Source organism: Salipiger pentaromativorans (assembly GCF_024721115.1).
Lineage (GTDB): Bacteria > Pseudomonadota > Alphaproteobacteria > Rhodobacterales > Rhodobacteraceae > Salipiger > Salipiger pentaromativorans.
Genome location: NZ_JAMDHK010000007.1, coordinates 79,012 through 99,395, shown reverse-complemented (window position 1 = coordinate 99,395; position 20,384 = coordinate 79,012). Strand labels below are relative to the sequence as shown.

Annotated in this window: 19 protein-coding genes; 8 read left to right on the top strand and 11 right to left on the bottom strand. The window is 65.8% G+C overall.

What is annotated here, in order from left to right; translation table 11 throughout:
• Positions 1–16 precede the first annotated feature (16 nt).
• From lptB to M4578_RS12925, 3 genes are all read left to right on the top strand, one after another.
• A complete protein-coding gene (lptB, locus tag M4578_RS12935) occupies positions 17–775 on the top strand; it encodes an LPS export ABC transporter ATP-binding protein (RefSeq protein WP_258093693.1) in 759 nt (252 codons plus the stop codon).
• 251 nt (positions 776–1,026) lie between these two features.
• The gene (gene hpf / locus M4578_RS12930) at positions 1,027–1,590 is read left to right on the top strand and encodes a ribosome hibernation-promoting factor, HPF/YfiA family (RefSeq protein WP_258093692.1); all 564 of its coding nucleotides are present in this window, start codon (positions 1,027–1,029) and stop codon (positions 1,588–1,590) included.
• 56 nt (positions 1,591–1,646) lie between these two features.
• Positions 1,647–2,111, top strand: coding sequence for a PTS sugar transporter subunit IIA (locus M4578_RS12925; protein WP_258093691.1), 465 nt, complete (start codon positions 1,647–1,649; stop codon positions 2,109–2,111).
• 86 nt (positions 2,112–2,197) lie between these two features.
• On the opposite strand, the gene M4578_RS12920 is transcribed toward M4578_RS12925, so the two are convergent.
• Complete coding sequence (locus M4578_RS12920; protein WP_258093690.1) at positions 2,198–3,046, bottom strand: methylated-DNA--[protein]-cysteine S-methyltransferase; 849 nt, start codon at positions 3,044–3,046, stop codon at positions 2,198–2,200.
• A gap of 107 nt (positions 3,047–3,153) precedes the next feature.
• Here M4578_RS12920 and nth point away from each other — a divergent pair, with 107 nt between their 5' ends.
• The 3 genes from nth to M4578_RS12905 all read left to right on the top strand — a co-directional run bounded on the left by nth (position 3,154) and on the right by M4578_RS12905 (position 6,147).
• Positions 3,154–3,798: an endonuclease III gene (nth, locus tag M4578_RS12915; protein ID WP_258093689.1), complete on the top strand. Its 645-nt coding sequence runs from the start codon at positions 3,154–3,156 to the stop codon at positions 3,796–3,798.
• Positions 3,795–4,808: an adenosine kinase gene (locus tag M4578_RS12910; RefSeq protein ID WP_258093688.1), complete on the top strand. Its 1,014-nt coding sequence runs from the start codon at positions 3,795–3,797 to the stop codon at positions 4,806–4,808. Before nth ends, M4578_RS12910 begins: the two co-directional genes overlap by 4 nt.
• A gap of 109 nt (positions 4,809–4,917) precedes the next feature.
• Positions 4,918–6,147, top strand: coding sequence for a S8 family peptidase (locus tag M4578_RS12905; RefSeq protein WP_258093687.1), 1,230 nt, complete (start codon positions 4,918–4,920; stop codon positions 6,145–6,147).
• A gap of 59 nt (positions 6,148–6,206) precedes the next feature.
• Here M4578_RS12905 and polA read toward each other — a convergent pair whose 3' ends face one another.
• A complete protein-coding gene (polA, locus tag M4578_RS12900) occupies positions 6,207–9,014 on the bottom strand; it encodes a DNA polymerase I (protein WP_258093686.1) in 2,808 nt (935 codons plus the stop codon).
• A gap of 194 nt (positions 9,015–9,208) precedes the next feature.
• The gene (gene mbfA, locus M4578_RS12895; RefSeq protein ID WP_258093685.1) at positions 9,209–10,183 is read right to left on the bottom strand and encodes an iron exporter MbfA; all 975 of its coding nucleotides are present in this window, start codon (positions 10,181–10,183) and stop codon (positions 9,209–9,211) included.
• A gap of 206 nt (positions 10,184–10,389) precedes the next feature.
• Here mbfA and M4578_RS12890 point away from each other — a divergent pair, with 206 nt between their 5' ends.
• Positions 10,390–11,007: a TetR/AcrR family transcriptional regulator gene (locus tag M4578_RS12890; protein ID WP_258093684.1), complete on the top strand. Its 618-nt coding sequence runs from the start codon at positions 10,390–10,392 to the stop codon at positions 11,005–11,007.
• Positions 11,008–11,035: 28 nt separating this feature from the next.
• Here M4578_RS12890 and M4578_RS12885 read toward each other — a convergent pair whose 3' ends face one another.
• The 7 genes from M4578_RS12885 to M4578_RS12855 form a co-directional block, all read right to left on the bottom strand.
• Positions 11,036–11,746 (bottom strand): NYN domain-containing protein, encoded by a 711-nt coding sequence (locus tag M4578_RS12885; RefSeq protein ID WP_258093683.1) that lies wholly within the window; start codon positions 11,744–11,746, stop codon positions 11,036–11,038.
• 18 nt (positions 11,747–11,764) lie between these two features.
• Complete coding sequence (locus M4578_RS12880) at positions 11,765–12,265, bottom strand: GNAT family N-acetyltransferase (protein WP_258093682.1); 501 nt, start codon at positions 12,263–12,265, stop codon at positions 11,765–11,767.
• A complete protein-coding gene (locus M4578_RS12875) occupies positions 12,265–13,038 on the bottom strand; it encodes a potassium channel family protein (RefSeq protein ID WP_258093681.1) in 774 nt (257 codons plus the stop codon). Before M4578_RS12875 ends, M4578_RS12880 begins: the two co-directional genes overlap by 1 nt.
• Before the next feature lie 171 nt (positions 13,039–13,209).
• A complete protein-coding gene (locus tag M4578_RS12870) occupies positions 13,210–14,160 on the bottom strand; it encodes an ABC transporter ATP-binding protein (RefSeq protein ID WP_258093680.1) in 951 nt (316 codons plus the stop codon).
• Positions 14,157–16,034 (bottom strand): dipeptide/oligopeptide/nickel ABC transporter permease/ATP-binding protein, encoded by a 1,878-nt coding sequence (locus tag M4578_RS12865; RefSeq protein WP_258093679.1) that lies wholly within the window; start codon positions 16,032–16,034, stop codon positions 14,157–14,159. The genes M4578_RS12870 and M4578_RS12865 overlap by 4 nt, the downstream gene beginning before the upstream one ends.
• Complete coding sequence (locus M4578_RS12860) at positions 16,031–16,978, bottom strand: ABC transporter permease (protein ID WP_258093678.1); 948 nt, start codon at positions 16,976–16,978, stop codon at positions 16,031–16,033. Before M4578_RS12860 ends, M4578_RS12865 begins: the two co-directional genes overlap by 4 nt.
• A 149-nt stretch (positions 16,979–17,127) precedes the next feature.
• The gene (locus M4578_RS12855; protein ID WP_258093677.1) at positions 17,128–18,699 is read right to left on the bottom strand and encodes an ABC transporter substrate-binding protein; all 1,572 of its coding nucleotides are present in this window, start codon (positions 18,697–18,699) and stop codon (positions 17,128–17,130) included.
• A gap of 104 nt (positions 18,700–18,803) precedes the next feature.
• Here M4578_RS12855 and M4578_RS12850 point away from each other — a divergent pair, with 104 nt between their 5' ends.
• The gene (locus M4578_RS12850; RefSeq protein WP_258093676.1) at positions 18,804–19,481 is read left to right on the top strand and encodes a DUF1028 domain-containing protein; all 678 of its coding nucleotides are present in this window, start codon (positions 18,804–18,806) and stop codon (positions 19,479–19,481) included.
• A gap of 133 nt (positions 19,482–19,614) precedes the next feature.
• On the opposite strand, the gene M4578_RS12845 is transcribed toward M4578_RS12850, so the two are convergent.
• Positions 19,615–20,328, bottom strand: coding sequence for a FadR/GntR family transcriptional regulator (locus M4578_RS12845; protein ID WP_420854813.1), 714 nt, complete (start codon positions 20,326–20,328; stop codon positions 19,615–19,617).
• Positions 20,329–20,384: the final 56 nt, after the last annotated feature.

Genomic DNA, 20,384 nt, shown 5'->3' with positions numbered 1-20,384 from the left:
AATCAAGAGTACCGACATGGCCCGCCCCCAACTGACCGTGACCGAAGGCGACAGCGGCCTTCGCGTTCGCCACTTGCGCAAGAGTTACCGCAAGCGGGTCGTGATCCGCGACGTGACGCTGGATCTCGACCGCGGTGAGGTGGTGGCGCTGCTGGGGCCGAACGGATCGGGCAAGACCACGACCTTTTACGCGGTGGCAGGCCTTGTGAACCCCGAGGGCGGGCAGGTACTGATCGACGGGCGCGATGCGACCTGGCTGCCGATGTATCGCCGCGCCCGGCTGGGCATCGGCTATCTGCCGCAGGAAATGTCGATCTTTCGCGGTCTGACCGTCGAGGACAACATCGCCTCGGTTCTCGACATCGCGGAAAGCGACCGCCACCGCCGCCGCGAGCGGCTGGAGGAGCTTTTGGGCGAGTTCTCCATCGAACATCTGCGCCGCGCGCCCGCGCTGGCGCTGTCGGGCGGCGAGCGGCGCCGGGTCGAGATCGCCCGCTGCCTTGCCGCCAACCCGAAATACCTGCTTCTGGACGAGCCCTTCGCGGGCGTCGATCCGATCAGCGTGGGCGACATCCGTCATCTGGTGGCGGATCTGAAAAAGCGCGGCATCGGCGTGCTGATCACTGACCACAATGTGCGCGAGACGCTCGAGATCGTCGACCGCGCCTATATCCTGCATGATGGAAAGGTTCTCATGTCGGGCACCCCCGCCGAGGTGGTGCAGAACGAGAATGTGCGCCGGGTCTATCTCGGCGAGAACTTCCGCATCGGATAATACGGATTGTTCATATTGTCTTACGAGTTTCCCCGCCCGTTTGCGACAGATCATTGACAGAAAGGCCGAGTCTCAAGTCAAATAAGAGCATGACGCAGCGCATCCTTGCATGCCCGTTTCTGAACGCCCCCGAGGAGAGGGATGGATGGGCGTTTACTGCAACTGCCTTGCGTCTCCCCTGATCCACAACCACATCGAACCTGCCAGAAAGGCGGGAGGGGTTGCGGGTCCAACGAAGAGAAGGAAAAGAAATGCGCTATCAGATCACGGGAAAGCAGATCGATATCGGTGAAGCGCTCCAGACTCACGTCAAGACCGAGCTGGATGTCGTGCTGGAGAAATACGCCTTCAGGCCGACGGATGCTCAGGTCACCTTTTCCAAGAGCGCACATGAATATATCTGCGAGGTGACGGTGCATCTGTCCACCGGCCTGACCTCGTCGGCCAAGGACAAGGCGACCGAGATCTACGCCGCCTTCGACGGCTGTGCCGAGAAGGTCGACAAGCAGCTCCGCCGCTACAAGCGCCGGCTGAAAGACCACCACAAGGAACGCGCAGAGCCCGTTGAACTCTTCGGGGCGTCCTCGTATATCCTCGCCGGCGAAACCGACTCGCATGACGAGGAACCGGACTCGCTGCAGCCCATTATCGTCGCCGAGATGGAGACCAAGATTCCGTCGCTGACGGTGGGTGAAGCCGTGATGCAGATGGAACTGGCCGGGGCTCCGGTGCTGGTGTTCCGCAACGAGAAAAAGGATGGCGTGAACGTCGTGTATCGCCGCGAAGACGGCAACATCGGCTGGATTGATCCGTAAGACGATCGGCGCAGCCGCGTTCAACGCGCCTCAGAGCAGACAGTGAAAGGCGGTCTATGACCTTTCTGGAACTTCTGAAGCCGCAAGCGGTGAAGGTCGTCGCGGCGGCCAGCAGCAAGAAGCGGCTGATGCACGATATCGCCGAGCTGGCCGAGAGCGCCTACAGCCTCTCGGCCCCCTTGGTGATCGAGGCGCTGATGGAGCGCGAAAGCCTGGGCCCCACCGGTGTGGGGCATGGCGTTGCGCTGCCCCATGCCCGCATCGACGGGATCGACGAGGTGCGCGGGGTCTTCATCCTTCTGGAAAAGCCGGTGGAGTTCGAATCCGTGGACCGGCAGCCGGTGGATGTGGTGCTGGCGCTGTTCGCCCCCGAGGATGCGGGGGTGGAACATCTCAAGGCGCTGGCGCTGGTCTCGCGCACGTTGCGCGACGCGGCGCTGTGCAGCAAGCTGCGCGCCAACCCGGACCCGTCCACGCTGCATGCGATCCTGACCGAAGACCGGTCGTCGCAAGCGGCCTGAGGCACGGTCGGGCACCAAAGCAACAGGGCGGGCCCAATCGGCCCGCCTTTTTCATGCCGTAGCAGGGCATCCGGGCAGCGCGGGTGTCACGCCTCGAGCCGTGCCGCCTCCCAGGCGAGGATCGCGCGTTTCACCGGCAGGCCCCAGTGATAGCCGCCCAGCCCGCCGGATTTGCGCAGCGCCCGGTGGCAGGGGATGAGCAGCGAGACCGGGTTGCGCCCCACCGCCGTGCCGACCGCGCGCACCGCCCTGGGTTTGCCGATCGCCTGCGCCAGTTCCGAATAGCTGGTCACATGGCCCGAGGGGATGCGCATCAGCGCCTCCCAGACCTTAATCTGGAACGGTGCGCCGATCAGGAACAGAGGCACCTCGCCCTTCTCCCGGCCAAAGGCGGCATCCGCCCAAGGGGTGAGCGCCGCCGGGTCCTCGATGAAACAGGCACCGGGCCAGCGGCTGCGCAGATCCGCCATGGCGGCCTCTTCGCCGGTCTCCGAGGCAAAGCCGATGCCGCAGATGCCCTTCTCCGTGCCCATGACCAGCGCCTTGCCGAAGGGGCTGTCGAACCAGCCCCAGCGAATCGTCAGCCCCGCGCCGCCGCGCGCGTATTCGCCGGGGCTCATCGCTTCCCAGCGCAGGAACAGGTCGTGCAGACGCCCGCTGCCCGACAGCCCCGCCGCATAGGCGGTGTCGAGTGTCGAGAACCGCTCCGACAGCAGCGCCTTGGCATGGCCCAGCGTCAGATATTGCTGGAACCGTTTGGGCGAGACCCCGGCCCAGCGGGAGAACACCCGCTGGAAATGCGCCGGGCTCATGTTCATGCGCGCCGCCAGATCCTCCAGCGTCACCTGCGGCCCCTCAGCATCGACGAGGTCGATGGCGCGGCGCATGGTCTCGTAATGATAGCGGCCATCTGTGGTTTCCATGAGTTCCGGCATCGCACTGCCTCCGAATGATCTTGCGAATAGCTCTTTATCTAGACAAATCGCCCCGGCAAGCGACCCGAATATTGCGCATCTTACACCGTGCGGGCATTAAGCGCGGCATGGCAAAGCAGCTCGACTATCATACCCTGCGGGAAATATTCACCCGCTTCCGCGAGGCAGAACCCGAACCCAAGGGCGAGCTGGAGCATGTCAACGCCTATACGCTGGTGGTGGCGGTGGCGCTGTCGGCGCAGGCCACAGATGCCGGGGTGAACAAGGCCACGCGCAAACTCTTCCAGATCGCCGACACGCCGGAAAAGATGCTGGCGCTTGGTGAAGAGGGCGTGATCGAGCATATCAAGACCATCGGGCTTTACCGCAACAAGGCCAAGAACGTCATCAAGCTGTCGAAGATCCTGCACGAACAGTATGACGGCGAGGTGCCCTGTTCGCGGGCCGCGCTGGAATCGCTGCCGGGCGTCGGGCGCAAGACGGCGAATGTGGTGCTGAACATGTGGTGGCACTACCCGGCGCAGGCGGTGGACACGCATATCTTCCGCGTCGGCAACCGCAGCGGCATCTGCCCCGGCAAGGACGTGGTGGCGGTGGAACGCGCCATCGAAGACAACATCCCCGTGGATTTCCAGCAGCATGCGCATCACTGGCTCATCCTGCACGGGCGCTACATCTGCGTCGCGCGCAAGCCCAAGTGCAATGCCTGCCTGATCCGCGACCTTTGCGAATTCGAGGAGAAAACGCCGTGACGCTTACCCCCCAGCATCCGACGAAGAAATATCAGGTCGTGGGCATCGGCAACGCCATCGTCGACGTGCTGACCCGTGCCGACGACAGCTTTCTGGAGCATATGGGCATCCAGAAGGGCATCATGCAGCTGGTCGAGCGCGAGCGCGCGGAAACGCTTTACGGCGCCATGGACGGGCGCGTGCAGGCGCCCGGCGGGTCGGTGGCCAACACGCTGGCGGGGCTGGGCAATCTCGGCCTGCGCACCGGCTTTATCGGCCGGGTGCATGACGACGCGCTGGGCCGGTTCTACGCCGAGGCGATGGAGAAGGACGGCACCGATTTCGTCAACGCGCCGGTGCCGGGCGGAGAGCTGCCGACCTCGCGCTCGATGATCTTCGTGTCGCCCGACGGCGAGCGCTCGATGAACACCTATCTCGGCATTTCCGCCGAGCTCGGGCCCGAGGATGTGTCGGAAGAGGTGGCGGCCCAGGCCGACATCGTCTTCCTCGAAGGCTATCTCTTCGACAAGCCCAAGGGCAAGGACGCCTTCACCCGCATGGCGCGCACCTGCCGCGCGGCGGGTGGCATGGCGGGCATCGCGATCTCCGATCCGTTCTGCGTCGAGCGGCATCGCGAGGATTTCCTGCGGCTCATCGCCAATGAGATGGACTACGTCATCGGCAACGAGGCCGAGATCCGCTCGCTCTATCAGGACGATCATCTCGACAAGGATCTCGCCCGGGTGGCGGCGATCTGCCCGCTGGTGGTCTGCACCCGTTCCGGCGACGGGGTGAGCATCATTCGCGACGGGGTGCGCACGGATGTTCCTGTGCAAAAGGTTGTGCCCGTCGATGCCACCGGCGCCGGCGACCAGTTCGCCGCCGGTTTCCTCTTCGGGCTGGCAACCGGCGCGGATATGGAAACCGCAGGCCGCATGGGAACGGTGGCCGCCTCGGAGGTGATCAGCCACATGGGCCCGCGCCCCGAGGCCGATCTCAAGGCGTTGTTCCGCAGGAACGGGCTGCTCTGACGCGCGATTTTACGCTGCTTTCACGATCCGGCCATTCGACAGATCAACCTTAGGGTGTATGCTCGCATCATTACGACTTTGAAACCGTCTTATTGAAGCGAGCGATCCCATGTTTGTCATTCTGCGCGATTCCAATGCCTCATTCCGCAACCGGGCACCCCGCCCCTCTGGCCCCTTTTCTGGCCCGTCCCTCGGCCCCAGCGCCTTCGACAGCCCGCTGGCCAGCGTCGTGCCCCCGGCGCCCAGCCTCGAAACCGCCGATCTGAGCGCCGGCGATCTGCGCGACGTGGCGCATGATCCCTCGGTGACGGCGGTCGCCCGCGCGATGCCCACCAAGCTCATCGAACCCGAACCGTTGGACGATGTGCGCAGCGCGGATGCCGAGCCCGCCTGGGGTATCGCGGCGGTGGGCGCCGAGGCCAGCCCCTTTACCGGCGCCGGCGTGCGGGTTGCGGTGCTGGACACCGGCATCGACACCGATCACCCGGCCTTCGCGGGCGTCAATCTGATCACCCGCGATTTCGCCGGGTCCGGGATCGAGGATGCCAACGGCCATGGCACCCATTGCGCGGGCACCGTCTTTGGCCGCGATGTCGATGGCCAGCGCATCGGCGTGGCGCGCGGCGTGACCGAAGCGCTGATCGGCAAGGTGCTGGCCGATGACGGGCGCGGCTCGTCCGATATGCTGTTCCAGGCGATGAAATGGGCGTCGGACCAGCAGGCGCAGGTGATTTCCATGTCGCTGGGCTTTGACTTTCCGGGCTTTGCCGAACGCCTTCAGGAACAGGATTGGCCGCCGCTTCTGGCAACCTCCGCCGCGCTTGAAGGGTATCGCATGAACCTGCGCATGTTCGATGCGCTGATGGATATGCTGCGGGCACAGGCGGCGTTTACCGGCGGCACCGTGGTCTGCGCGGCGGCCGGCAACGAAAGCCGTCGCACGGTCTCGCCCCAGTTCGAGGTCTCGGCCTCGGTGCCGGCGGCGGCGGTCGGGGTCGTCTCGGTCGGTGCGCTGGGGCAGGGGGCTGCCGGCCTCGGCATCGCGCCCTTCTCCAACACCAACCCCACACTGTCGGCTCCGGGGGTCAATGTGATTTCGGCGGGGGTCGGCGGGGGGCTGCGCGCGCTGAACGGCACCTCCATGGCCTGCCCGCATGTGGCTGGAATCGCGGCGCTCTGGTGGGAGGCGCAGCGCGCCTCGGGCAATCCCGCCAGCGCCGAGGCGGTGCGGGCGCGGCTTCTGGCGACCTGCACAAGCGCCGGGATCGATCCGGCGACCGATGCGCTGGACCGGGGGCAGGGGTTGGTCCAGGCGCCCGCACCGGCGCTGGTGGGATAAGAGCCGCACCCGTAGGGTGGGCAATTTGCCCACCCCCGCCGACCACTCTTATCGTCGGCTCAATGCGCCTCGGCCCAGTTCCGGCCTTGCCCCGCATCCACCACCAGCGGCACGTCGAGCTTCACCACCGGCTCGGCGGCACCCTCCATGACGGCGCGCGCGGCGGCGATCAGATCGTCCTCGGCGCCCGCCTCGACCTCGAAGAGCAGTTCGTCATGGACTTGCAGCAGCATCTTTGCGGGCAGGCCCTCGATGGCGGCAGGCATGCGGATCATTGCGCGGCGGATGATGTCCGCCGCCGTGCCCTGAATCGGCGCGTTGATGGCCGCGCGTTTGGCAAAGCCCGCGCGCGGCCCGGAGGCGGCGATCTCGGGCGTGTGAATCACCCGCCCGAACAGCGTTTCGACCCGCTTGTGTTCCTTCGCGAAACCCACGGTCTGATCCATATAGGTCTTGATGCCGGGGAAGCGCTCGAAATAGCGGTCGATGAAATCCTGCGCCTCCTTGCGCGGGATGCGCAGGTTGCGCGCCAGACCGAAGCCCGAGATGCCGTAGATCACCCCGAAATTGATCGCCTTCGCCCTGCGGCGGATCTCCGGCGTCATCTCCTCCATGGGCACGCCGAACATTTCCGACGCGGTCATGGCGTGAATGTCCTGCCCCTCGCGGAACGCTTGTTTCAGCGCGTCGATGTCGGCCATATGCGCCAGAATGCGCAGCTCGATCTGAGAATAGTCGAGGCTGACCAGAGTCTTGCCCTCGGGCGCGACAAAGGCCTCGCGGATGCGGCGGCCCTCCTCTGTGCGCACGGGGATGTTTTGCAGGTTGGGATCGGTCGAGGCCAGACGCCCGGTGTTCGCCCCCGCAATGGCATAGGAGGTGTGAACCCGCCCGGTCTCCTTGTTGATATGCTCCTGAAGCGCATCCGTGTAGGTGCTTTTCAGCTTCGAAAGCTGCCGCCAGTCGAGCACCCGCGCGGGCAGCTCGTGTTCGGTCGCCAGATCCTCCAGCACATCGGCCCCGGTGGCATAGGCGCCGGTCTTGCCCTTCTTGCCGCCCTCGAGCCCCATCTTGTCGAAGAGGATCTCGCCCAGCTGCTTGGGGCTCCCGACGTTGAACGTCTCGCCCGCCAGCTCGTGAATCTCCGCCTCGAGCTGCGCCATCTTCTGGGAAAACGCGTTGGACATGCGCGACAGCGTATCGCGATCCACCTGCACCCCGGCCATCTCCATTTCCGCCAGCACCGGCACCAGAGGCCGCTCCAGCCCTTCGTACACCCGCGTCACATGCGCCAGATGAAGCTGAGGCTTGAAGATCTGCCAGAGCCGCAGGGTGATGTCCGCATCCTCGGCGGCGTATTTCACCGCATCCGCAATGGGCACCCGGTCGAAGGTGATCTGGCTCTTGCCCGAGCCCAGCAGCTCCTTGATCGGGATCGGCGTGTGCGAGAGATACCGCTCGGAAAGCGCGTCCATGCCGTGATTGTGCAGCCCGGCATTCATCGCGTAGGACATCAGCATCGTGTCGTCGATGGGCCCCACGTCGACGCCGTAGCGCGCAAAGATCTTGGCGTCGTATTTCATGTTCTGCCCGATCTTCATCACCGCCGGATCCTCGAGCAGCGGTTTCAGCGCGTCGAGCGCGGCCTGCATCGGCATCTGCCCCTCGGCCAGCTCGTCGGAGCCGAAGAGATCGTCGGTCGCCGCCGCCCGATGCACCAGAGGGATGTAGCAGGCCTTGCCCGGTTCGATGCAAAGCGAGATCCCCACCAGATCGCAGGCCATCTCGTTGAGCCCCGTCGTCTCGGTATCCACCGCCACCCAGCCGCGCTCCCGCGCCTGGGCGATCCAGGGCGCGAGATCCTCGGCGCTTTTCACCCAGGTATAGGTTTCGGGGGCGATGGGCGGCAGTTCGGGCGCATCCGCCTCGGGCGGGTTGGCGCCCTCGGGCGTGGTGTCGGGGATCGCGGGCGCCTCGGTATCGAGCGCCGTCGCGATGCGCTTGGTGAGCGTGCGGAATTCCATTTCCGTGAGGAAGCCCAGCAGCACCTCCGGGTCGGGCTCCTTCACTTCCAGATCGTCGAGGGTGAAATCGAGCGGCGTGGCGCAGTCGAGCTGCACCAGCTTCTTCGACAGCTCGATCTGGTCGCGCTTTTCGATCAGCGTCTGACGCCGCTTGGGCTGGGGCACCTCTTCGGCGCGGTCGAGCAGCTCTTCCAGCGAGCCGAACTCGTTGATGAGCAGCGCCGCCGTCTTGATGCCGATCCCCGGTGCGCCGGGCACGTTGTCGACCGAGTCGCCCGCCAGCGCCTGCACATCGACCACCCGGTCGGGGTAGACGCCGAATTTCTCGAACACGCCGTCGCGGTCGATCCGGCGGTTCTTCATCGCGTCCAGCATCTCGACACCGTCGCCGACAAGCTGCATGAGATCCTTGTCGGACGAGATGATCGTCACCCGTCCGCCGGCTTCGCGGGCCTGCACCGCCAGCGTCGCGATGATGTCGTCGGCCTCGTAGCCTTCCAGTTCCTTGCAGGCGATGTTGAACGCCTCGGTGGCCTTGCGGGTCAGCGGGATCTGCGGGCGCAGATCCTCGGGCATCGCCTCGCGGTTGGCCTTGTAGAGATCATAGAGATCGTTGCGGAACGTGTGGCTGCCCTTGTCGAAAACCACCGCCACATGGGTCGGCGCATCCGGCCCGCTGCTGTCCTCGACATATTTCTGCAGCATGTTGCAGAAGCCCGAGACTGCCCCGATGGGCAGCCCGTCGGATTTGCGGGTGAGCGGCGGCAGCGCGTGATAGGCGCGGAAGATGAAGGCCGATCCGTCGATCAGGTGCAGGTGGCAGCCCTTGCCGAACTGGGTCATGGTCGCGTCTCCCTATCGCCGATGCGCCCCGCCGGTGTGCCACGGTCCGCGCCCGGCTTCCAGCGGTTATGCCCCTTGTCGGGAGCCGAAGGGGGCTGCGCCCCTATTTGCGTATTTGGAAAGAGAAGAAGCACAGGCTTGCTCTTTCTTCTCTTGTCTAAATACGCAAATCCGGGCGTATCACGGGCGCAGGGTCAGCCGCTGCCGATCAGAACCCCCGCCGCGAGCACCAGAGCGCCGCCCAGGACCACCTGCATCGAGGCGCGCCAGAACGGCGTTTCCATGAACTTGTTCTGGATCCAGGCAATCGCCCAGAGTTCGAAGAACACGATGATCCAGGCGATGGTCGTCGCGGTCCAGAAATGCGGGATGAGATAGGGCAGCGCGTGGCCGAGGCCGCCCACGGTGGTCATCACCCCCGAGGCGATGCCGCGTTTCATCGGCGAGCCCCGGCCTGAAAGCTCGCCATCGTCCGAGGCGGCCTCGGTAAATCCCATCGAGATCCCCGCGCCGACCGAGGCCGCGAGGCCGACGAGGAAGGTCGTCCAGGGGTCCTGCGTGGCAAAGGCGGTGGCGAAGATCGGCGCGAGGGTCGAGACCGACCCGTCCATCAGCCCGGCAAGGCCGGGCTGCACCCAGGTCAGCACGAATTGCCGATGCGCGAGCCGGTCCTCGTCACCGCGCGCGTCGTCGTCGAGATGTTCCTGCACCAGCTCGCCGGCGCGCTGCTCGTGCCCGGCTTCGGCGGCGGCCAGATCGCCCAGCAGCTTGCGGGTGCCGGCGTCGGTGCTGCGCCGCGCGGCCTCGAGATAGAAGCGCTCGGCATCGCGCTCCATCAGTTCGGCCTCTTCGCGGATGCGCTCCAGCGATAGGTTCTTCATCAGCCAGACCGGGCGGCGCGCATAATATCCCGCCACATGTTCGCGCCGGATCAGCGGAATGACCTCGCCGAAGCGAATGCGGTGCGCCGAGATCAGCGCCTTGCGGTGGCCGTCCTCCTCTTCCGCCATGGCATCGAAGATCCGGGCGGAATCGGGATAATCGGCGCGCAGCATCTCGGCATAGCTGCGATAGATGCGGGCATCGTCTTCTTCCGAAGAGATCGCCAGGGCCAGAACTTCCTGCTCGCTCAGGTCCTTGAAATGCCGGCGTTGGGTGAAAAAGCGCATGACGGGCCTCTAGTTTGGAATGGTTCTAAAATACGGCTGCGCCAAGGAAGTGCAATGGGGTTTTCGGCCCTCGCCTGCAACGAGATGTCGCGGCCCGCGCCCGGCGGTGCCGGACAGGCCGTTCCGGTTCCGTGGCCTCGGCGCCGAGATGGCTTGCCCGCGCGGAAGCCCGCAGCGTATAATCCCGCCATCAGGGGAGACAGCAGATGCCGGCCAGCACGGCGACCGTTCGGCGTGGACGCAAATTCGATCAGGTGCTTGAGGGCGCCCGTGAGGTCTTTTTGCGCGACGGGTTCGAGGGGGCCAGCGTCGATGACATCGCCCGTGCGGCAGGGGTGTCGAAGGCGACGCTCTACAGCTACTTCCCCGACAAGCGGCTGCTTTTCATGGAGATGGCCACCAACCAGTGCCAGTTGCAGGCCGACGAGGCGCTGATGACCATCGACCTCACGCAACCGCCGAGTGTGGTGCTGCCGATGGTCGGGCATACCTTTCTGGGCTTCCTGCTGTCCGACATGGGGCAGCGGGTCTTTCGCATCTGCGTCGCCGAAGCCGACCGCTTCCCCGAGCTGGGGATGCAGTTCTACCAGAGCGGCCCGATGCTCATGCATAACGAGATGAAGGCCTATCTGCGCGAAGCCATGGAGCGCGGCGAATTGCGCATCGCGGATTTTGCGCTTGCGGCCGATCAGTTTACCGAGCTCTGCAAGGCCGATCTCTGGACCAAGCTGGTGCTGGGGATCCAGGTCGATTTCTCGGAAGCCGAAATCGCCCGCGTCGTCGAGGGCGCGGTGGCGACATTCCTCGCCCGCTACGGCGCCTGACCGGGCAGGGAGGCCGCGCCCGGTTCCGTCAATCCAGCCGGCGCACCAGCAACTGGTTGCCGGGTCCCCGCCGCGTCTCGAAGACCTTCAGTTCCGCCACGAGATCGGACAGCTTGCGTTTGCCATAGCTGCGGGTGTCGAAATCCGGGTTGGCGGCGGTGATGAACTGGCCCAGCTTGCCCAGCGTGTACCAGTCGTCTTCCTGCTCGATCGCGTCCATGGCGGTGAAGATCAGGTTGCGTGCCTCTTCCAGATTGCCGGTCGCGGCCGGGGCGCGGCTGCCGGTCTTCTGCTCCGGTGCGCCGTCGAGGTTTTCCAGAAAGATGAAGCGCTTGCAGGCCTTGCGGAAGGCGTCCGGCGTCTTCTGCATCCCCATCCCGAACACATCGAGCCCCTGTTCGCGGATGCGGCTGGCAAGCCGGGTGAAATCGCTGTCGGAGCTGACCAGAACGAAACCGTCGAACCGGCCGGAATGCAGCAGGTCCATCGCGTCGATCACCAGCGAGATGTCCGAGGCGTTCTTGCCGACGGTGTTGGCGGGCGAATGCAGCGGCACGAGGCCGAAATCCGCGGCGATCTTGGACCAGCCCGACATTTGCTGGCTGGAGAAGTCGCCATAGAGCCGCCGCACGCTGGCCTCACCCAAGGAGGCCAGTTCGTCAAAGATCGCCCTGGCGTATTTCGGCGAGGTGTTGTCGGCGTCGATCAGGACGGCCAGCAGGTGTGTGTCTTCAGGCAAACTCATCTCCCGGTCGGGTCATTCCGTCACCAGCGTCTTATACATGACGAGCGCATCGACATACCCCTTTTCGGGGTGACGGAATGCCCTGGGCAGACGCCCGACAATATCGAACCCGGCTTTTTCCCAGAGCGCCACGGCGCGCAGGTTTGACGAGATCACGAAATTGAACTGCATGGCACGGAACCCCGCCGCCCGCGCGGCGGCGAGCGCATGGGCGAGCATCTCGCGCGCCACGCCCCGGCCGCGCTGTGCCGGATCGGTGACAAAGCCGCAATTGCAGACATGGCTGCCGCCGCCCTGATGGTTGCGCACCAGATAGTAGGAGCCCGCCAGATGCCCGTCGAGCACCGCCGAGAACACCCGCCTTTCCGGCCCGCACCAATAGGCCAGCGCCGCCTCGCGCGAAATGTCGGGGTCGATGGCATAGGTATCGCCGGCGCGGAACACCGGCTCGAGGATGCGCCACAGCGCATCGCGGTCGCGCGGTTCGAAATCGCGGATCACGAGATCGGTCATCAGCTTTGTCCTTCGGTTTCGATATGGATCACCGCACCGCAATGCTTGCAATGCACCGCATCGGCGTCGTGCAGCGACAAGCCGCAGGTCTGGCAGGTCTGGCGGACCTTGTTGGGCCGGAACAGCACCTGCGCCAGCCGCAGGAACAGGGTGACGCCGAAGATCATCACGACGACCGAGATCATCCGCCCCATCGACCCGGTGAGCGTGATGTCTCCGAAGCCGGTGGTGGTGAGGGCGGTTACCGTGAAATAGAGCGCGTCGGCATAGTTCGAGATCTGCGGGTTCTGGCCGTATTGCGTCGCATAGACCATGCCGGTCATCACGAAGATGAAGACCAGCAGATTGATCGCGGCGATGAAGATGTCCTGATTGCGCCGGAAGAAGGGGAAATCCGTGCGCAGCCGCTTCACAAGCTGATAGGTGTGCAGAAAGCGCAGCGTGCGCACGACGCGCAGAAAGCCCAGCCCCTCGCCGGCCAGCGGCGCCAGGAACGAGATGATCGACACCACATCGGCCAGCGTCACCGGCATCACGAGAAAGCGCAGCCGGTTTTGCGAGATCGCAATCCGGGCAATGAAATCGGCCAGGATGAACACGCCGAACACCGCGTCCACGGCCTCGACCACCGGCCCGTGATGGGTGAAGGAGGTGGCGATCACGAAGAGCATGGTGCCGATGTCGAAGATCAGCAGCGCATAACGGAACCGATGCGCGCGGTCGCTGTCGCCCTCGTAAAGCTCGCTGAGTGTCTTGAGACCGTCCTCGCGCATCCCTGTCGTCCCCCGCTCCGGTCGTTTCGCTATACGACTGCGCGGCGGGGGCGGGCAAGGCGAAGTCGCGCCCCGGCCTGCCCGGCTTTTCTTCGCAGGCAAGGGAGTGTGGCGTCTCTCTCCTGCCGGGCTGGCAGGTCCGGCGCGGCCCGCCCGCGAGGGGCCGCCGCGTTACCGGAGCGGATGGAAACAGGCGGCAAGCTGCGTCTCGCCCTCCAATCGGGGCACCTCTTCCCCACAGCGCTCCCCCGCATAAGGGCAGCGTGCGCGGAAGGCGCAGCCCTTGGGCGGGTTCAGCGGATCTGGCAGCTCGGTCTCGCGCCCCTCTGGTGCCGTGAGCGGGCGCCCCACCACCGGCGCGCTGTCTGCCAAGAGCTTGGTATAGGGGTGGCGCGGGTTCGCGAAGACGTCCTCGGCGCGGCCAATCTCCACCACCGAGCCGAAATAAAGCACCGCCACCCGGTCGCTCACCGCTTCGACCACCGCAAGGTCGTGCGAGATGAAGAGATAGGTCAGCCCCAGCCGCTGTTTCAGCTCCGCCAGCAGGTTCAGCACCTGCGCCTGCACCGACACGTCCAGCGCCGAGACCGGCTCGTCGAGGATCAGGATCTTTGCCTCCGCCGCCAGCGCCCGCGCGATGCCGATCCGCTGCGCCTGCCCGCCGGAAAACTCGTGCGGGTAGCGGTCGAGAAACTCCTCGCGCAGATTCACCTGCGCGAAGATCTCGGAAATCCGCCTGTCCCGCTGCGCCTTGTCCATGCCGTGCAGGCGCTTCAGCGGCACCTCCATGATCTGGCGCACCGTTTTGCGCGGGTTCAGAGAGGAAATCGGATCCTGAAACACATACTGGATGCGCTTGCCGAACACCGCCGGGTCGGCGTTGTCGAGCGGCTTTCCGGCGATCTCGATGCTGCCGCCCGAGGGCTCCAGCAACCCCACCAGCATCCGCGCCAGGGTGGACTTGCCGCAGCCCGACTCCCCGACGATACCCAGCGTCTCGCCCTCGGGCACCTCCAGCGTCACCGGATGCACCGCGTGCACCCGGCCCTTGGGCGGCCCGAAAAGCTGCTTGCCCACGACAAAGGTCTTCGACAGCGCGTCGAGTTTCAGAGCGATGCTCATTGCGCGGCCTCCAGCTCGGTTTCCGGGAAGAGGCAACGCAGTTTGCGGGCGCCGAAGGCGTCCAGCGCGATCTCGCCCTGACGGCAGGCCTCCGTCGCCTTGTCGCAGCGCGGGGCAAAGGCACAGCCCGGCGGCAGGTCGTTCACCGCGGGCGGCAGGCCGGGGATGGCGTGCAGCGCGCGCTTGCCCTCGCCCAGCTCCGGCACACAGGCGATGAGCCGTCGGGTATAGGGATGCGCGGGCGCGTCCAGCACAATTTGCGTCGGGCCTTCCTCGACGATCCGGCCCGCATACATCACCGCCACCCGGTCGCAGAGCTGCGCCACCACGCCGAAATCATGGGTGATAAAGACGATGGCCAGCCCCTTTTCCCGCCGCAGCGTGTCGAGCAGCGACAGGATCTGCGCCTGCACGGTCACGTCGAGCGCGGTGGTCGGCTCGTCCGCGATGATCACCTCCGGATCGTTGGCCAGAGCCATGGCGATGCCCACCCGCTGGCGCATGCCGCCCGACATCTCGTGCGGGTAGTTCTCCAGCCGGCTCTCGGCATTGGGGATGCGCACATCCTTGAGCAGTCCCAGCGCCTTGGCGCGCGCCTCCTTGTCCGAGACGTGGTGGTGCACCCGGATCGCCTCCACCAGCTGATCGCCCACCTTGTAGAGCGGGTGCAGCGTCGCCAGCGGATCCTGGAAGATATAGGCCACCTCGCGGCCCCTCAGCGAGCGCAGCCGCTCATAAGGCGCGCCGACCAGATCTTCACCCTTGTAAAACACCGCCCCGCCGGTGATCACGCCGGGCGGCGAGGCCACCAGCCCCATCACGCTCAGCGCCGTCACCGATTTGCCAGATCCGCTCTCGCCGATGATGCCGAGGCATTCGCCGGGCTTCACCCCCCAGCTCACCCCGCCCACGGCGCGATAGATGCGGTCCTTCACGTGGAACTGCGTTTCCAGCCCGCGCAGGTCGAGCACATTGTCACCCTGCGGGTCGGGCACCGGCCCCTTGCGCTGCACCATCGTGGCCGCCATCGGCCGGGTCAGCGCGCCCGAGCGCAGGCGCGGGTCGAGCGCGTCGCGCACCCCGTCGCCCAGCAGGTTGATCGCCATGACGATGATCAGGATCATCACGCCCGGCACCACCGAGGTATGCGGATTGGTGATCAGCGCCGAGCGCGCCTCGCCCAGCATCGAGCCCAGATCCGCCTGCGGCGGCTGTGAGCCAAGCCCGAGAAAGGACAGCCCGGCGGTTTCGAGGATCATCCAGCCCACGGTGGTGGACATGGCGATGACGATGACGGGCACCACGTTCGGCAGCACCTCACTGACGATGATCCGCGCATCGCCCATCCCCGCAAGCTTCGCCGCATCGACGAATTCCTTATGCGCGATGCCCACGGTGATGCCCCGGATATTGCGCGCAAAGAACGGAATGTTGACGGCGGCCACGGCGATCAGCGCATTGAGCAGACCCGGCCCCAGCGCCGCGACAATGGCCAGCGCCAGCAGGATATAGGGGAAGGCCATCAGCATATCGACGCCGCGCATGATCAGGTTGTCCACCCGCCCGCCGTAATAGCCCGCGATAATCCCCACGGCGGCGCCCAGCACGGCGGCAATCACTGCTGCGGCAAAGCCCACCGCAAGGCTCAGCCGCGTCCCCCACAGGAGCCGCGACAGCAGATCGCGCCCCAGATGGTCGGTGCCCAGCAGCGCGCCCTCGGAAAACGGTTTCAGGAACCGGTTGCCGGTATTGGTCACATCCGGGTCGGCCAGCGGCAGGATCGGCGTGACCAGCGCCAGCAGCACCACCAGCGCCATGACGATCAGCCCGGCCAGCGCCAGACGGTTGCGGGCGAGAAGCGAGAGAAAGCTCATGTCTTGATCCTCGGGTCCAGCAGGCTCTGCGCCACGTCCACCACGATGTTGAACCCCACATAGCAGGCGGCGACAAAGACCACGCCGCCCTGCACCAGCAGGATGTCGCGCTTGAGGATCGCATCCACCAGCATCCGGCCCACGCCCGGCCACTGGAACACCATCTCGATATAGACCGCGCCCGACAGCACAAAGCCCGCCTGAATGCCCAGCACCGGGATGATGCTCACCATGGCGGCGCGCAGCGCGTGGCGCCAGATCACGCCCCTCTCGGGCACCCCCTTGGCGCGCGCGGTGCGGATATAGTCCTGCCGCAACACCTCCAGCATGGCCGAGCGCGACAGCCGCGCCACCACGCCGGTCGCCACAACCGCGAGCGCCAGTGCCGGCATCAGCAGGTGATCCAGCAGCACCAGCAGGTTGCGGTCGCCATAGATCGGCCACATGCCCGAGGCGGGAAACCAGCGCAGCTGCACCGCAAAGATCAGGATCATCATCATGCCGAGGAAAAACGACGGGATCGAGATCCCCAGCAGCACCACGAAGGTGATGGCCTTGTCGGCAAAGCCGTACTGACGCGCGGCCGACACGACCCCCGCCGCCACCCCGATCAGCGAGCAGAGCACAAAGGAGGTGCCCGCCAGCACCAGCGTCGCGCCGAAGCGGTCCAGCACCTCGTCCAGCACCGGGCGATTGAGCGAGAACGACCGCCCGAAATCCCCCTGCATCATATTGAACAGCCAGATGAAATAACGCTGCACCGCCGGCTTGTCGAGCCCAAGGTCGCGGTTCAGCTTTTCGACATTCTCCGGCGTCGCATAGGAGCCGAGGATGGCCGTCGCCGGATCGCCAGGGATCAGCGCCATGATGGCAAAGACGATCACCGTGATGCCCAGAAGCACCGGGATCGCCGAGACCAGCCGTTTCAGAATATAGCTCCCCAAAGGGCACCCCCTGTCGGTTGCAAGGATCCCGTCAAACCCGCCCCGGCTCTTTCATCTTTCCAGAAATACTCATCTTGGGGGGCCGGGGGGCGCAGCCCCCCGCCGGTCGGGCCGGGCGCAGCCCGGTCCGAAACCGCTTGTCACAGGGATCAGTTCTTCACCACATCGTCCAGCAGCAGAAAGAAGGAGGGTTGCAGCTCGAACCCCTCCACCCGGTCGCTGGTCACCGCGTTCTGTTTCCAGTTCGCGACAAAGACCCAGGGCGCATCCTCCTGCACGATGCTCTGCATCTCCTTGTAGAGCTCGGCGCGCTTGTCCTGATCGGTGGCGACGCGCGCCTCTTCCAGCAGCGTGTCGACCTCCGAGTTGGAATAGTAGCCCGAGTTGAACCCGCCCTTGTCCGGCCAGGCATCGGTGCGCAGCGCGAGGAAGGGCAGCGTGTCGGGGTCATTGGTCATCCAGGCCATCTCGGCCATGTCCGCCTTGCCCTCGAGCCCCGGATTCACCTCGCCGAGGAAGGTGTTCCACTCATAGGTCTCGATCTTTGTATCGAACCCCACCGCGTTCAGATCCGCCTGAATCGCCGTGCCCATGGCGATGGGGTCGAGCATGCCCGATCCGCCCTCGGTCACATAGAACGTCAGCTCTGCCCCCTCGGCGCCCGCTTCGGCGATCAGTTCCTTCGCCTTCTCGGGATCGTAGGGATAGGGCTCCAGCTCCTCGTTATAGGCCCAGGCGAAGGCCGGCGGCGTGGGGCCTGCGGCAACCTCCGCCGTGCCCTCCAGCACGTCGTCGACCAGCGCGGATTTGTTGATCGCGTAATTCGCCGCCTGACGCACGCGCTTGTCGGCGAAGGGGCCTTCCTTGGCATTCAGGATCAGGAACCAGACATGCGGCCCCGCCTGCTCGAAGATCTGGAACGCATCGCCCTGAAACTCGCTCAAAGCCACCGGGGGCACCTCGACCATCATGTCGATGCCGCCCGCCAGCATCTCGGCGGTGCGGGTGTTGGCGTCGGTGATCGGGCGGAACACCACCGCCTGAAGCCCCGGCGCGCCGTCCCAGTACTCGGGGTTGGCCTCGACCACCACCGCCTCGTTCGACCGCCATTCGGCGAATTTGAACGGCCCGGTGCCGGACGGATTGCGCCCGAAATCGGCGCCGTACTGCTCCACCGCTGCCGGCGAAACGATCAGCCCCGTGGGATAGGCGAGGTTCGACAGGAAGGGCGCATAGGGTGCGTTGAGGGTGAATTTTACCGTCAGATCGTCCACCGCCTCGACGCTTTCCACCGCCGAGAAGAAGAAGGCCAGCGGGAAGGGGCCGGTGTTGTGATAGGGGTGATCCTCGTTCAGCATGCGCTCGAAATTGAACACCACCGCCTCGGCGTTGAAGGGCGATCCGTCATGGAAGGAGACACCTTCGCGCAGCGTGAACGTGTATTCGGTGCCGTCTTCCGAGATCTCCCAGCCCGTCGCCAGCGCCGGTTCCACCTCCAGCGTGCCGGATTTGTAGCGCACCAGCCCGTCATAGACATTCATTAGGATGCGGAAATCGTTCACCGCGGTCACCGCCGCCGGGTCGAGCGCCTTGGGCTCGGCGATCTGGCCCACGATCAGCACGCCGGGCGGCGTCTGCGCCTCCGCCTGCATCCCCAGGCTCAGCGCCATTGCGGTGCCCGCGGCCAGAACACCCCTCCGGGTCCAGCTCAGAACTCCCATTTTTTCATCCTCTCTGTTGATCCCGTGACGGAATTTCTCATGATGAATTGAGTGGAGGCAAATTATCGTGATAAATTCAACGGAAAAATTGGCCGGAGACGATCGTGACCTTCTCGCTTCTCACCTATGACCGCGAAACCGGCACCTATGGCGGCGGCGCCGCGACGGGGAGCCTCTGCGTCGGCGGCTGGGTTCTGCGCGGGCGCATCGATTCGGGCCTTTCGGCGAGCCAGGGCACGGCGCCCTCGACCTTCTGGGGCGAGGATGTGCTGGACGCCATGCGCGCCGGCGAACCGGCGGCCGAGGCCGTGGCGCGGCTGACCGGCGCCGACAGCGGGCGGGCGCACCGGCAGTTGTCGGCGCTCGACCCTTCGGGCGGCACCGGCGCCTTCACCGGCGCGGACAGCCTGGCGGTGGCGGCGCATCTGGCGGAACCGGATCTGGTGGTCGCGGGCAATATGCTGGGGGCGGAAAGCGTGTTGCCCGCGCTGCGGCGGGGCTATCTCGACGCCTCGGGCGATATGGCGGCACGGCTTCTGGCGGGCTTGCGCGCGGCGGATGCGGATGCGTCGGATTACCGGGGGCTGCAATCGGCGGCGCTTCTGGTGCTGCACCCGGAGCATCCGCCGCTGAGCCTGCGGATCGACTGTGCCGAGGCGCCGCTCGATGCGCTGGAGGCGCTGCTGGCGCGGGCACAGGGGTCGCCCTATGCGGATTGGCTCGATGTGGTGCCGGTGGCGGTGGACCGGACGCGGGCGCCGAAAAAGGCGCCGCCACGGTGAGGGTCCGGTGCGGTGGGCAAATTGCCCACCCTACGGGTCTCGCCCCGGACCTGATCCGGGGCCTCTTGTTCGGAGCAGGGGCGATCGTTCCATCTTCACGCCCGTGGTGCGGTTGCGGCACCCACGGCTTCGGTTATTCCGCGATGAAGCGGCGCAGCACCTGCGCCTCCTGTTCCTTCATCAGCGTTTCCGCAAGCTCCATATGCGCCCGCATGATCGCGCGGGCGCCCGAGACGTCGCTCCGGCGCAGCGCCTGAACCAGCTCGATTTGATAGCCGCGCCCCTTCTGCCAGAGCGGGCGGTTGTGCGGCTCGTAGAGCCGCCGCCACACCGTCAGCTCGGTCAGGATCTGCGCCATGAACTCCACCACGAAGGCCAGCAGCGGATTGTCCGCATAAGACGCCAGCAGCGCGTGGAATTTCAGCGAGGAGACATGCTGCGCCCGCTCTTCCTCGGTGTCGCGGGCGGGCAGGGGGTATTCGGCGATCACCGCCTCGAGCGCGGCGAGCTGCGTCTCGTCGAGCTGCCCCGCCAGCGACGCGGCCACCTCGGGCTCCAGCAATTTGCGGAGCTGGTAGATGTCGGAAATCGAGAGATCGCGGAAGTAGAAGTAATTCGCCAGCAGCGCCCGCGCCCGTTCGCCCGAGACCTCGCCGACGAAGCTGCCGCCGCCGGGGCCGGTGCGCGTCTCGACCAGCCCCTGGGCCTCGAGGATGCGCATCGCCTCGCGCACGGTGCCCTTCGAGCGCCCGTAGCGGGCCATCAGCTCGGCCTCGCCGGGCAGACGGTCGCCCGCGCGCAGCTCGTGCTCGACCACCCATTCCTTGATCGTTTCCGCCAGCTGCACCGGCCGCGACCGCTTTGGCGCTGTTTTTTCCGGGGTTTTGCTCACGCCGTCCCTCC

What these genes read in the sequence shown, in the direction of transcription:
- M4578_RS12925 (WP_258093691.1), top strand. Translation starts at nt 1,647, where the DNA reads ATGACCTTTCTGGAACTTCTGAAGCCGCAAGCGGTGAAGGTCGTCGCG.
- M4578_RS12920 (WP_258093690.1), bottom strand. Translation starts at nt 3,046, where the DNA reads ATGCCGGAACTCATGGAAACCACAGATGGCCGCTATCATTACGAGACC.
- M4578_RS12880 (WP_258093682.1), bottom strand. Translation starts at nt 12,265, where the DNA reads ATGACCGATCTCGTGATCCGCGATTTCGAACCGCGCGACCGCGATGCG.
- hpf (WP_258093692.1), top strand. Translation starts at nt 1,027, where the DNA reads ATGCGCTATCAGATCACGGGAAAGCAGATCGATATCGGTGAAGCGCTC.
- mbfA (WP_258093685.1), bottom strand. Translation starts at nt 10,183, where the DNA reads ATGCGCTTTTTCACCCAACGCCGGCATTTCAAGGACCTGAGCGAGCAG.
- M4578_RS12855 (WP_258093677.1), bottom strand. Translation starts at nt 18,699, where the DNA reads ATGGGAGTTCTGAGCTGGACCCGGAGGGGTGTTCTGGCCGCGGGCACC.
- M4578_RS12875 (WP_258093681.1), bottom strand. Translation starts at nt 13,038, where the DNA reads ATGCGCGAGGACGGTCTCAAGACACTCAGCGAGCTTTACGAGGGCGAC.
- M4578_RS12905 (WP_258093687.1), top strand. Translation starts at nt 4,918, where the DNA reads ATGTTTGTCATTCTGCGCGATTCCAATGCCTCATTCCGCAACCGGGCA.
- M4578_RS12890 (WP_258093684.1), top strand. Translation starts at nt 10,390, where the DNA reads ATGCCGGCCAGCACGGCGACCGTTCGGCGTGGACGCAAATTCGATCAG.
- lptB (WP_258093693.1), top strand. Translation starts at nt 17, where the DNA reads ATGGCCCGCCCCCAACTGACCGTGACCGAAGGCGACAGCGGCCTTCGC.
- nth (WP_258093689.1), top strand. Translation starts at nt 3,154, where the DNA reads ATGGCAAAGCAGCTCGACTATCATACCCTGCGGGAAATATTCACCCGC.
- M4578_RS12870 (WP_258093680.1), bottom strand. Translation starts at nt 14,160, where the DNA reads ATGAGCATCGCTCTGAAACTCGACGCGCTGTCGAAGACCTTTGTCGTG.
- polA (WP_258093686.1), bottom strand. Translation starts at nt 9,014, where the DNA reads ATGACCCAGTTCGGCAAGGGCTGCCACCTGCACCTGATCGACGGATCG.
- M4578_RS12865 (WP_258093679.1), bottom strand. Translation starts at nt 16,034, where the DNA reads ATGAGCTTTCTCTCGCTTCTCGCCCGCAACCGTCTGGCGCTGGCCGGG.